Origin of the sequence: Chitinophaga silvatica (assembly GCF_003419895.1) — a bacterium.
In the GTDB taxonomy this organism is placed as follows: domain Bacteria; phylum Bacteroidota; class Bacteroidia; order Chitinophagales; family Chitinophagaceae; genus Chitinophaga; species Chitinophaga silvatica.
In genome coordinates this window covers 102967-116415 of record NZ_QPMM01000004.1, presented here as the reverse complement: position 1 = coordinate 116415, position 13449 = coordinate 102967, and the positions used below count along the sequence as shown (strand labels likewise).

9 protein-coding genes are annotated in these 13449 nt (G+C 40.2%); 5 read left to right on the top strand and 4 right to left on the bottom strand.

Annotated features, from left to right (window positions below; translation table 11 throughout):
* Positions 1-36 precede the first annotated feature (36 nt).
* Positions 37-1062 (bottom strand): GTPase ObgE, encoded by a 1026-nt coding sequence (gene obgE / locus DVR12_RS09900; RefSeq protein WP_116975742.1) that lies wholly within the window; start codon positions 1060-1062, stop codon positions 37-39.
* 121 nt (positions 1063-1183) lie between these two features.
* Positions 1184-1771, bottom strand: coding sequence for an adenylate kinase (locus DVR12_RS09895; RefSeq protein WP_116975515.1), 588 nt, complete (start codon positions 1769-1771; stop codon positions 1184-1186).
* A 282-nt stretch (positions 1772-2053) separates the two neighbouring features.
* On the opposite strand from DVR12_RS09895, the gene DVR12_RS09890 reads away from it, so the two are divergent.
* Both DVR12_RS09890 and DVR12_RS09885 read left to right on the top strand, forming a co-directional pair.
* The gene (locus DVR12_RS09890; RefSeq protein WP_116975514.1) at positions 2054-5035 is read left to right on the top strand and encodes a glycoside hydrolase family 3 N-terminal domain-containing protein; all 2982 of its coding nucleotides are present in this window, start codon (positions 2054-2056) and stop codon (positions 5033-5035) included.
* Between the two features lie 144 nt (positions 5036-5179).
* Positions 5180-5689 (top strand): hypothetical protein, encoded by a 510-nt coding sequence (locus DVR12_RS09885; protein ID WP_116975513.1) that lies wholly within the window; start codon positions 5180-5182, stop codon positions 5687-5689.
* A gap of 36 nt (positions 5690-5725) precedes the next feature.
* On the opposite strand, the gene DVR12_RS09880 is transcribed toward DVR12_RS09885, so the two are convergent.
* On the bottom strand, positions 5726-6169 hold the full coding sequence (locus tag DVR12_RS09880) for a hypothetical protein (protein WP_116975512.1): 444 nt from the start codon (positions 6167-6169) through the stop codon (positions 5726-5728).
* A 166-nt stretch (positions 6170-6335) separates the two neighbouring features.
* Here DVR12_RS09880 and DVR12_RS09875 point away from each other — a divergent pair, with 166 nt between their 5' ends.
* On the top strand, positions 6336-7403 hold the full coding sequence (locus tag DVR12_RS09875; protein ID WP_116975741.1) for a COX15/CtaA family protein: 1068 nt from the start codon (positions 6336-6338) through the stop codon (positions 7401-7403).
* Positions 7404-7447: 44 nt separating this feature from the next.
* Positions 7448-9718 (top strand): patatin-like phospholipase family protein, encoded by a 2271-nt coding sequence (locus tag DVR12_RS09870; protein ID WP_116975511.1) that lies wholly within the window; start codon positions 7448-7450, stop codon positions 9716-9718.
* Here DVR12_RS09870 and DVR12_RS09865 read toward each other — a convergent pair.
* Complete coding sequence (locus DVR12_RS09865) at positions 9684-10682, bottom strand: alpha/beta fold hydrolase (protein ID WP_116975740.1); 999 nt, start codon at positions 10680-10682, stop codon at positions 9684-9686. The two genes, DVR12_RS09870 and DVR12_RS09865, sit on opposite strands and share 35 nt — an antisense overlap.
* A gap of 232 nt (positions 10683-10914) precedes the next feature.
* Here DVR12_RS09865 and typA point away from each other — a divergent pair, with 232 nt between their 5' ends.
* On the top strand, positions 10915-12723 hold the full coding sequence (typA, locus tag DVR12_RS09860; RefSeq protein WP_116975510.1) for a translational GTPase TypA: 1809 nt from the start codon (positions 10915-10917) through the stop codon (positions 12721-12723).
* The last annotated feature ends 726 nt before the right edge of the window (positions 12724-13449 follow it).

The window sequence follows — 13449 nt, the reverse complement described above, 5'->3', positions numbered from 1 at the left end:
TCGGGTATTAGTTGTTGCCCTGACAACCGTAGCAAGTTATTCTGCTGATTCGGAATTTTTAGATTCTACTGGTTTGTTCAGCGCTTCCCATAGTATGTCTTTTAATTCTGTAAGACCTTGATTGGTTACAGAAGAAATGAAAACGTGAGGTACGCCTTCCGGTAGTTCTTCAGCAATTGCAGCCTTTAATTCTTCATCCAGCATATCGCTTTTACTGATAGCTAACAGAAACTGCTTATCGAGTAGTTCAGGATTATATTGTTCTAGTTCGTTAACCAGCACCTCGAAGTCTTTTTTGTGATCGGCACTATCGGCTGGAATTAAGAATAATAATACGGAGTTTCTTTCAATATGTCTTAAAAACCGATGACCTAATCCTTTTCCTTCATGTGCACCCTCAATAATACCCGGGAGATCGGCAATACAGAAAGATTTATTATCGCGATACTCTACCATTCCCAACTGGGGTGTAAGGGTAGTGAAGGCATAATCTGCAACTTTGGGTTTAGCAGCTGTAATAGTGGATAAGAGGGTTGATTTACCTGCATTAGGAAAACCAACAAGCCCAACATCTGCTAAAACTTTTAATTCTACGACTTTCCAGCCTTCCCTTCCTGGCATACCGGGTTGGGCATATTCGGGAGTTTGGTTGGTAGGAGATTTAAAGAAGGCATTTCCTTTACCGCCTTGTCCGCCTGGCAGCCAGATTACTTCCTGGCCATCATGAAGGATTTCGGCTTCAACCTCTCCGGTTTCTTCATCTCGGGCCTGGGTGCCGAGGGGTACTTCAATAATAATATCTTTTCCGAAACGTCCGGTACAATTATCACCACTTCCGTTTTCTCCGTCTTCGGCCAGGAGATTTTTATGCCAGCGCAGGTGCAGCAGGGTCCAGAGTTGTGAATTACCTCTTAGGATAACATGCCCTCCACGGCCACCGTCGCCACCATCAGGGCCTGCCTGGGCGTTGAATTTGGTGCGCATAAAGTGCATGCTGCCAGCACCACCCTTGCCGGATTTACAAAATACACGGATATAGTCTACGAAGTTCGCTTTTTCCACAATTTCGGTGTTGTTTCTATAAAAAATAAAACGCAAAGATCGTGAAGTTTAGCTAATTAGCACAATCCGTGCATTTAGCCACTTTACAATCTTTGCGTTGAGTATTTTAATGTATAGGTAATTATACTTTTTCGCTCATCATTTCGTCCAGTTCTTTGGACAACAGATCAAAGACTTCAGTTTCAGTACCGTCACCCTTTACCTTCTTGAATTTGCCAAATTTAGCATAGTGGTCTGCCACCGGAGCCGTTTTGTTATGGTACTCCACGATGCGCGCTTTTACCACTTCTTCAGAGGCATCATCAGCACGTCCGGAAGTTAAACCTCTGTTCAGAAGGCGTTTAATTAATGCATCTTCAGGTACTTCGAGCGACAATACGCTGGAAATAGCTGTTTTCTTCAATGCCAGTAATTTATCAAGTGCTTCTGCCTGTGCAGTAGTACGAGGGAAACCATCGAATATAAAACCACGGGCTCCTGGATTAGCATCGAGCTTGGAACTGATCATACCAATTACCACTTCATCAGGCACCAGCAGGCCCTGATCCATGAATTTCTTTGCTTCCAAACCTAACGGAGTCTTTTCACTGATCTCGCTACGTAACAAATCACCCGTAGAAAGGTGGATAAGCCCGTATTTCTGGATAATATTAGCACTTTGTGTACCCTTGCCGCTACCGGGAGGGCCAAATAAAATGAGATTGACCATGTTTTAATTAAATCTACTTTACTCGCAAGATTGCAAATATAATAAACAATTGAATGTATTGGTAATTAAAAATACAATTGCTTGAATCGTATGTAATTATTCCTGTAAATTGATAAACATCTTTCAAATATTTACCAAAATCAATGAATTATCTTCAACGAGTATTTCTAATTTACTGAATAAGTTTCGGTTCAACAAAATCACATTATTATTAATAATAATTCGTTGATATTCATAGCCACTATACTGGTTTTTACGCATGAATATTTGTAAGTTTATGATATGAGGAAACAATTATTGGTTGCTGGATTAACAGGGTTAATGCTAATAGGTAGCGCTTTTACGCTTCCTTCGGAATTTAACAATAGAAAAAAAAGTAAGAAAGCGGTCAAACATGCCGATAACTTACAGCAAGACAAAGAATCGCAGTGGGTCGACAGTGTATTTAACTCTCTTAATCAGGAAGAGAGAATTGCCCAATTAATCATGATCAGGGCACATTCCAATTTAGGACAGGACCATATCAACGCCGTAGTTAAAGATATTCAGGACAATAAAGTAGGTGGTGTAATATTTTTCCAGGGTGGGCCAGTCAGGCAAGCCAATCTCACAAATTATTATCAATCTATTTCAAAAGTACCACTACTGGTAGCTATTGATGGCGAATGGGGATTAGGTATGAGACTGGATAGCGTCATTTCCCTACCTCGTAATATGATGATAGGTGCCTTACAGGATAGCACCCTCGCATATGAAGCCGGAAAATTAATGGGCGAACAATGCCGCAGAATGGGTATTCATATCGACTTTGCTCCGGACATGGATATCAACAATAATCCGGCTAATCCTGTGATCAACGACCGCTCATTCGGTGAAAATAAATACCAGGTTGCCCGTATGGGTGTAGCCACTATAAAAGGAATGCAGGACGCAGGAATAATGGCCTGTGCAAAGCACTTCCCCGGCCATGGCGATACAAATGTTGATTCCCATTTCGATTTACCTACCATCAATAAAACCCGTAAACAGCTAGACTCCCTTGAATTGTATCCTTTCAGGGAAGCTATCAAAGCCGGAGTAGGGTCGATCATGATAGGACATCTTTATATCCCGGCTATCGATAAAAAACCTAATACTCCAACTTCCATCTCTTACAAAGCAGTTACAGACCTGCTCAAAGAAGAAATGGGTTTTAAGGGGCTGATAGTGACCGATGCACTTGAAATGAAGGGAATTGCCAAATTCTATACTAAAGGCCAGGAATCTTTGCAGTCTTTATTGGCTGGTAATGATCTGATGATATTGCCCTCTACTTCTGCCGGAAGTGTAGACGCTATAAAAAAAGCAATAAAAGCAGGAAGAATAAGTCAGGGAGAAGTAGATGAGCGAGTGAAAAAAGTACTCAGGGCTAAATATCAGTTGGGACTGGCTAACCTGGAGAAAATTGATACTAAAAATTTGGTTGAAGATATAAATGCACATACAGATAGCCTGCGTAGACGTATTGCCGAGAAAGCAATTACACTAGTGAAAAATGATAAGGAATTGATTCCGTTTTCTCCGGCAATGACACAGCAAAAATTAGCTGTAATTGCAGTTGGCGCAGATGCCAATAATGCTTTTATACAAGCCGTTAAGGAAAGCAAACCCGGAACCGATGCATTTATCTTTACAGCACGTCAATCAGTTGATCAGATTGCGCCAATAGTTTCCAGAATTCAGCGCGATTATAAAGCGGTAATTATCAGTTTACATAATTTCAGTCGCCGCCCCGCCAATAACTTTGGTCTGTCTTTAGCTGAAAGACTAATTATTAAGCAGCTGCAAACTGAAATGCCATCTGCAACCGTAGTTTTCGGAAATCCTTACGCATTACAGTATTTCTGTGATGCTCCAAATATCATTGCTGCCTATGAAGACGATAGTACCACCCAGAAGGTAGCGGCAGAAATATTATTTGGAAAAATTGGTCCATCTGGTAAGCTGCCGGTAACCGTTTGTCCTGGCATGCCTGAAGGCACCGGGATCAGTTATAAAGTGAATCAATATACGATATTGCCAACTGTCTCTCCTAAAGAAGCAGGAATGAATGAGCAGGCGCTGTTGAAAATTGATGCTATTGCCAATGAAATGATTTCACGTGGTGCCGCACCGGGAGCACAGGTGGTAGCATTGAAAGATGGAAAAATGGTTTATAACAGATGCTTCGGACACTTCGAGTATAATAGGGTAGAACCGGTAACGCCAATGTCGATCTACGATGATGCATCCGTTACTAAAGTATGTGCTACTACTATTTCAATTATGCGTTTATATGATGAAGGTAAAATTAATCTTGATGGAACTTTAGGGATGTATTTACCCATGGTACTGGGAACAGATAAGGCAGGACTGAGGATTCGGGATATTTTACTGCATCAGGCGGGCCTGGTTCCATATATTCCTTTTTATAAAGAAACCTTGTATCCCAATGGCTCTCCTGATACCATACTCTATCATAGGGAACCGGATGCTAATCACCAGGTTAGAGTGGCAGAGCACCTGTATCTTGAAAACAATTATATAGATACCTTATGGAAGAAAATAATTGAAAGTAAAGTAACACCGCGTGCAGGGTATGTATATAGTGATAATGATTTTCTGTTTTTAGGAAAGATAGTAGAGCAACTTACAGGTAAGAAACTGAATGATTATGTAAGAGAGACCTTTTATGAGCCATTAGGTCTGGCCACCACGGGATTTAAACCAAGAGAAAGGTTTAAGCTGGCCAGAATTGCGCCAACCGAGCAGGAATTAATTTTCCGCCAGCAATTGTTGCGTGGAGATGTACATGACCCGGGAGCTGCAATGTTTGGCGGAGTAGCTGGTCATGCCGGCCTTTTTTCCAATGCACACGATCTGGCTGTTATCATGCAGATGTTGCTAAATAATGGAAGTTTTAATGGGGTTCAATATATAAAACCTGAAACAGTAAAGCTTTTCACCGCTTATGGAAGTAACATTAGCAGGAGGGGGTTAGGCTTTGATAAGCCGGAAAAGAATAATAGTATCCGTCAGGATCCCTATCCGGCAAAGAGTGCTTCCGGGGCCACATTTGGGCATACGGGATTTACAGGTACCTGTGTGTGGGCTGATCCGGTAAATAAGCTGGTATTTGTATTTATGAGCAACAGAGTTTTTCCGAGTGGCGGATCAAATACAAAATTGGCTTCTCTAAGAATCAGAGAGAAAATGTTTGATGTATTATATCAGGCAATTATGTAAATTGATTATACAATGTAAAAAGGCCAGTCTCAGTTTGCAGACTGGCCTTTTTATTTATCATGTGTTAAGTAGAGTTAAATAACACTTCAGGTTGCTTAACTGGCACTCTTTTGGAATTCTTGTAAGTGGATAAAACTTAAAAAGATGAAAAAGACTGCATTTTTACTAGGATTTTTGTTATTGGTTGGCTGGTCTGTCAATAAAAGTTTTGCACAGGTGAATGTAAGTATCAATATAGGGAGCCAACCGCAATGGGGGCCTGTAGGATATGATTATGCACAATATTATTACCTGCCGGATATAGATGCTTATTACAGCATTCCACAGCAACAGTTTATTTATTTGAGTGGTAATCGTTGGATTCATGCCAGATCATTGCCTTCTCATTACCGTTACGACCTTGACAGAGGATATAAGGTAGTTATAAATGAGCCTAACCCCTGGTTAAGAGGAGATGTGTACAGAACAAAGTATGGTAAGTATAAAGGATGGTATGGAAAACAAACTATTATCAGATATAGTAAGGATCCAAAATATCAGAGATACCACCACGATAATGGCAGAGGAAATAAGAATGGCCATTATAAAAACGGTAAAGGAAACGGAAATGGTCATGGTCATGGAAATGGACAAGGTCACAACCACAATCATTAAAAAAAAGAGGCGATCAAACGATCGCCTCTTTTTAATTTATTCAGTAACCAGAACCCGTCTGTTGACCTGTGTCTGAGTTTTAATAGAAACCGCTTTTTCTGCGAGCAGGCTTTTGCCATTACGGATTTCGAAAATATACTCCCCGTCTTCAAGCGATTGAAGGTTATATCTACCTTCAAATTTTACTGTTCCGGTAATAGCTTCTCTATGCAATGTATTATTGAAGGTATCCTTTATATAAAGCATGAGCTTCTCGTTAGTCGGATTATCTATCAGTAATTGAAACAGTAGTTGCTCCTGATTCAATTGCTTGATCTGAACCCTGAAAGAATTTACCGGAATTGTTGTTTCGGTGTTGGTTTTAGGCGCAAAGTAAGCAAATGTTGTAGCTTGGGCTGTTGCGCAAACCTGAAAGAATAGGATAGTAGCGAATGTTAATAAAATGCTTTTGGGTGCCAAAACAAATCTTAAAGATTTCATGATTAATTTTTTTAAATGTTATATCATTAAAATGAGGGCGTATTAGCTAATACAATGGTGCCTTTTTCCGACACAAAATTCCATGTACAGAATTAACAGAACATTACGCATTTGTTAAAATAATGTGAGTATTTCTTCAGCTTTCGTTCCTATTTTTGCAGCGTTTATGAAAGCATTAGATCTAGAATTGGAAAATATAAGGAATAGAAGTAATCGCCCGGTTGCCATTTGGTTATACATTGGCGTGGGTATGTTGATAATTCAGGTGCTCCTGGGAGGAATCACCCGATTAACAGGTTCTGGTCTTTCTATTACAGAATGGCAGCCATTGTTGGGCGCTTTTCCGCCAATGAACGAAGCTGCATGGGAAAAGGCATTTGAAGGATATAAACAAATTGCTCAATATAAATATCTCAATAATCACTTTACGATTTCAGATTTTAAGGCTATTTACTTCTGGGAATGGCTGCATAGAGATTGGGCGAGATTGATGGGAATTGTATTTATAGTTCCATTTATCTATTTCCTTATAAAGAGAAAGATCAATGCGAGTATGATCAACCCAATGATTATACTGTTTGTTCTGGGCGGTTTACAGGGCCTGATCGGCTGGATCATGGTGGCCAGCGGTCTGAATGATGAAAATTTGTATGTAAGCCATATCAGGCTGGCTATTCACTTTATTTCAGCACTGGTACTTCTCGCCTATGTATTTTGGTTTGCATTGAAATTAAGTATTCCAGATACCGAAATCCTGTTTGTTCCTAAGCTGAAAAAATTAAATATCTGGTTACTTTCTCTTCTGGTGATCCAATTAATTTACGGGGCATTTATGGCCGGCATCCACGCCGCACTGGCAGCCAATACCTGGCCCGATATTAATGGGTCCTGGATTCCCAAGGGGGCATTGACAGATATTTTCCATAATGCTATCGCCATTCAGTTCATTCACCGTGGCCTGGCATATCTCATCACGATTTTAGTTGCTATCTGGTGGTGGCAATCTGGTCAGACACCCAGAGAAAGCTTACTTCATAAAACCCGTTACCTGCCTTTGTTGTTAGTATTACTGCAAGTACTGCTTGGTGTGCTTACTTTATTAAATAGCCAGGTGAAAATTCCGATCTCATACGCTATACTGCACCAGGCAGTGGGGATGTTATTACTTTTATCCCTGATTTGGACCATGTATCTGAGCAAGAGAAGTAGTAAAAGTCTGGCACTGAATTTATAATTCGTGATTTTTTCCGTAGGTTTATTTGTAATAATCGGGTTCTGATGAAGGTGAAGTTATTACTGATAAAAACGTACTATTCTTTCCCTATACAACTACTGCTGCTTCATTTTAGGAAGTACCAGGTTTTGCTTGTGTTCTGGATAATATTATTTAGTACTATCAACGGAGGTTTTGCAAAACTTTTTGGTGGAGACGCATTGTTTCTGGCGCCAGAATATCTCGGAAAGGTGAATTTCTACAGCACCACAATCCTGGGATTAGCCACTGGTATGTTTACCATGAGCTGGCAAATAACCACCTTTATATTGCATACCGGCAGATTCAAATTCCTGGCTACAACAGCCCAACCTTTCTTTAAATACTGCCTGAATAATTCAATTATTCCATTACTCTTTATTATTAGCGTTTTAGTTCGCGGCTGGGAATATCAACGGTATGAACAGTTGAACGGTATTCCTGATATTTTACTTCTGGGAGAAGGATTCATTTGTGGAGTCTTACTGATCTTCTTCTTTTGCTTTTTTTATTTTTTTAATGCCGATAAAAATATTGGGCGTCGACTTGAAAAGCGGTTTGGCAATCCCCGAAATTTTTTGAAAGTCATCTTAAAGCCTACCCAGGAACCGGATGAGAATGCCTTACCTGTCCATAATTACTTTACATCTCCCTGGAAAATCAGAAGAGCCAGAAATGTAGATCATTATAACAAACATTATCTGGATAATATTCTTAAACAACACCATTTCGCAGCCATTATTACGGTTGGCTGTTCTTTAATATTCCTGGTAATACTGGCTTATATGATGGACTATAAAGTCTGCAGAATTCCTGCGGGCGCCAGTGTACTGATATTTTTTGCCTTTTTAATCGGCGTAGCTGGCGCATATTCCTACATGCTTCAAACCTGGTCTATCCCTTTCTTACTAGTGCTTTTATTTGGAATTAACTGGATGGTAGAACACGATTGGTTAGACAATCGTAATAAAGCATACGGACTTAATTACAGAGAACGACAGGATCGCCCCGAATACAGTGTCGCTGCATTACAGAAATTCTTTACAAAAGACCGGTATGAAGCAGATAAGGAAGAAACTTTAAAGATTCTTGACAAATGGAGAAAGAAATTCCCTGAAGATCAGAAACCACCCCTGATTGTAATCAACTTTAGCGGAGGAGGAAGCCGCTCAGCTACCTGGACGGTAAATGTGCTCCAACGTTTAGACAGTCTTTTGGATGGAAGGCTAATGAATCATACTGTTTTAATGACCGGCGCTTCTGGTGGAATGCTTGGAGCCAGTTACTTCAGGGAGTTATATTATGAGCAATTACAGGGGAAGCCTATAAAATTAACTAACCCGAGTTATGCAGATAAAGTGTCGCAAGATTTATTGAATTCTGTATTTACGGCTATGGCAGTGAATGACTTCATTACACCTTGGAGAAGTTTTACACTAGACAATAACAAATATGCCAAGGATAGAGGTTATGCTTTTGAAATGCAATTGAATGAGCATACGGATAGTGTGCTGAATAAAACATTGCACGAGTATTATGAGCCGGAGCATAATGCCGAGATACCGATGCTGATATGGAATGCTACAATCAACGCAGATGGCCGCAGACTTATGATTTCCCCTCAGCGTATCAGTTATTTATGCAGTCCTGAATATCTATATCCAACCAGGCAAATCAGGGATATCGACGGAGTAGATTTCGGGCAATATTTTGCCGGCCAGGATGCAATGAATCTCCGGATTACAAGTGCTATCCGTATGTGCGCCACTTTCCCTTATGTGCTACCCAATACTTTTTTACCAAGTAACCCGATTGTAGATGTGATGGATGCCGGCATCCGTGATAATTTCGGCCAGCAAACCACATTGAGATATTTATACACTTTCAACAAATGGATCAATGAAAACACAAGTGGAGTAGTGTATATACAAATCAGAGATACCCGTAAAAACGATATAACACCAATAAAAAAGCATAAAGATTTAAGCGATATGCTTTTTGAACCATTGTTTACGATGCAGCAGCACTGGAGTGCTATGCAGGATTTTGATCAGGACGATTTGCTGAATTATATGGAGGGGTATTTCCCCAATAAATTCCATCGGATCATCTTCCAGTATGTACCTCAAAAACAGGATAAGGCCGCAGCGCTTTCATGGCACCTCACCTCCAGAGAAAAATTGGATATAGAGAGGGCATTGGATAATCCGGCAAACCAGAGTGCTTTTGATTATGTAGTGAAATTATTGGGCAGCCATAACTTTACTGGTGCAGGAAATCCAGTAAAGGAGCGATAAATTTCGTGTATGCCTCGATGTGAGGAAGATGGCCTACATTATCAATTGGAACCAATGTAGCATGCGGGATTTTGCTGGCCGCATTTCGACCTAAGACCGGATAATTTCCCAGTGTGCTTCTTATGGAGTCTGGAACACTGGCTTTCCCAAGAGCAGTGCGGTCGCGTTGCCCAATGATTAATAATGTGGGCATTTTTAGGTTTCCGAATTCATACAATACCGGCTGAGTAAAAATCATGTCATAGGTTAAAGCTGCATTCCACGCAGCTATGGCGTAATCGGGGCTATTAATCCAACTGGCCTGCAACCTTGCCCATTTATCATACTCTGGTGTCCATTGCCCTGCATAGTAGCTATCCATCATATATTGTTTGATTTTAGCATAGCTCTGTTGCAATTCCCCTTTGTACCATTGATCGATAGATTGGTAGGGAACAACAGTTTTCCAGTCTTCGAGTCCAATCGGATTTTCCAGGATTAGTTTTTCGGTAGTATTGGGATACATGAGTGCAAATCTCGTTGCCAGCATGCCGCCCATAGAATGACCCAGGATGGCTGCTTTATCTATCTGCAGGGAGTCGAGCAGGAGTTTGGTATTCTGTGCCAGTTGCTGGAAGCTATATTGAAAGCATTTAGGTTTGGAAGATTTTCCAAAACCGATCTGATCGGGAATAACGACTCTGTATCCGTTGTTACTAAGGTCGGCAGCTGTTTTATCCCAGTATGCTCCGTTGAAATTCTTACCATGGAGTAGTACTATGGTTTTGCCATTAGGCTTTGAGGGTTGAACATCCATATAGGCCATTTTAAGGTGTTGGCCCTGGATATTCAGGGGTAAATAGTGAACAGGGTATGGATATTTATAATTGGAGAGATAAATGTCTTGTGTGGGGATATCCTGTGCCTTAGCAACAAATGAGAAGAAACAGAAAATGGCTAACAGATTGATTACTAATTTTTTCATGAGGAATAACATTGATTTGCGTTCGATAGACGCAAAATTGACGCCAAATGTCGTTGTGTTTAAGTGATTGATAGTCAATTTATTATGATGAAATTTTTGGAACTGACTAAATGATTACATTTATTTAAAGTGTGAGTATTTCATTCTCAGATGGTTTTCGTACCTTTGCGCCTTCTTTTTGTGGCTATTAGCGTGAATTCTGTTAATGGCTGATAGCTAAAGGTATAAATATATGAACATTCGTAATATCGCAATTATTGCACACGTAGACCATGGTAAAACTACTTTGGTTGACAAAATTCTTCATCAGACGAACGTATTTAGAGCCAATCAGGAATCAGGTGATCTGATTATGGATAACAACGATCTTGAAAGAGAGCGTGGTATTACCATTTTGAGTAAGAATGTGTCTGTTGACTATAAAGGCGTTAAAATTAACGTTATTGACACTCCGGGCCACGCCGACTTTGGTGGTGAGGTAGAAAGAGTATTGAAAATGGCTGATGGGGTTATCTTATTGGTGGATGCATTTGAAGGGCCAATGCCACAAACTCGTTTTGTGTTACAAAAAGCACTTCAACTGAATCTTAAACCAATTGTGGTAATTAACAAGGTAGATAAAGAAAACTGTCGCCCTGATGAAGTACATGATGCGGTGTTCGAATTGTTCTTTAACCTTGATGCAACTGAAGATCAGTTAAACTTCCCAACATTTTATGGTTCTGGTAAGAATGGTTGGTTCAACAGCTCATTAACTAAATGTGATGATATCACTCCGTTAATGGATGGTATTCTTGAGTATGTGCCAGCGCCTAAAATGCCAGAAGGTAACCTGCAAATGCAGATTACTTCTTTGGATTATTCTTCTTTCCTGGGTCGTATTGCCGTAGGTAGAGTTACCCGTTCGTTTATTGAAGAAAACCAATGGATTACTTTAATGCAGGCAGATGGTTCTGCTAAGAAGCAGAAAGTTAGAGAGCTTTATGTTTTCGAAGCTTTGGGTAAGAGAAAAGTAAGTAAAGTAGAAGCTGGTGATATTTGCGCTGTAGTAGGTATTGAAGATTTCAACATCGGTGATACTATTGCCGATGCTGAAGCTCCAGAAGCATTACCGGTTATTAGCGTGGATGAACCAACAATGAATATGTTGTTTGGTATCAACAACTCTCCATTCTTTGGTAAGGATGGTAAGTTTGTTACCTCTCGTCACCTTCGTGACCGTTTGGTTAAAGAAACTGAGAAGAACCTGGCATTGAGAGTAGTGGATACAGACAGTGCTGATAGCTTCCTGGTATACGGTCGTGGTATTCTTCACTTAGGGGTATTGATTGAAACAATGCGTCGTGAAGGATATGAGTTGACAGTAGGTCAACCTCAAGTTATCGTTAAATCTATTGATGGTAAGAAATGTGAGCCATACGAGACTTTAGTAGTTGATGTGCCTCAGGAATTTGCCAGCAAAGTAATTGATCTGGTTACACGTCGTAAAGGTGAGATGTTGATTATGGAAACGAAAGGAGAGATGCAACATCTTGAGTTTGAGATTCCATCACGCGGTCTGATTGGTTTACGTACTCAAATGCTTACTGCTACTGCGGGTGAAGCTGTAATGGCGCACAGATTTAATGATTATAAACCATGGAAAGGTGCAATTCCTGGACGTAATAATGGAGTGTTGATTGCTAAGGAAGCAGGAAGCACCACAGCTTACTCTTTGGATAAATTGCAGGACAGAGGATCTTTCTTTGTTGATCCGGGAGAAGAGGTTTATAAAGGTATGATCATTGGTGAGAACAACAAACCTGGTGACCTGGTAGTAAACCCTAACGAAGGAAAGAAATTAACGAATATGCGTGCAAGTGGTAGCGATGGTGCTGCTAATATTGCTCCTAAAATATTGATGACACTTGAAGAATGCATGGAGTATATCCAACACGACGAGTGTATTGAAGTTACACCTAATTTCATCCGTATGCGTAAAGCTATTCTGGATGAGGAAGAGCGTAAGAGATCAGCAAAGAGCCTGAAGGCTGAGGCTTAATAGCTGCTTACATTACTAGTGAAAAAGTAGAACCGCTCCGGATTACGGGGCGGTTTTGCTTTTTAGTACCAGGATGGGAGTTTTAGTGGAATTTACTGGCAATATAGTTTAGTGAGTGTTGATTTTCCACGATTGTAGAGCAGGCAATGTTCCAATACTATTAAGTTAAGAGGAAGGATGTTCATTGAATATTGACTGTAATTTAAATGAATGGTTTCCTTGACCGTAGGCTGGGCAGGGGTTGCTATTAAGTTAAGAGGAAAGATCTTAGTTGAATATTGACTTCAATTTAAATGAATGGCTTCCTTGACCGTAGGCTGGGCAGGGGTAAACCCTGCCCCTACAGGGCTTCAGCGAATTACAGTTATTATATTGTAGAATTGTTTCTTTACAGAATTGAAATTAGTAGATTGACATTTAACATGAAATATATCTACCAGATGAAAATATAGTTCCGATGAAATCCTGTAGGGGCAGGGTTTACCCCTGCCCAGCCTACGGTCAAGGAAACCATTCATTTAAATTACAGTCAATATTCAATGAACATCCTTCCTCTTAACTTAATAGCAATCCCCCTACGATAAATGAAGATTATCAATCACTAAATGACAATAAAATCAGGACCTATTCCTCTTAACATAATAGTATCGGCGCAAGCCTACGGTCGAGAAAGATTAAAAATCCAAAATTATTGAAGCGATTAATTTAATTACAGCGGGAAGCCTG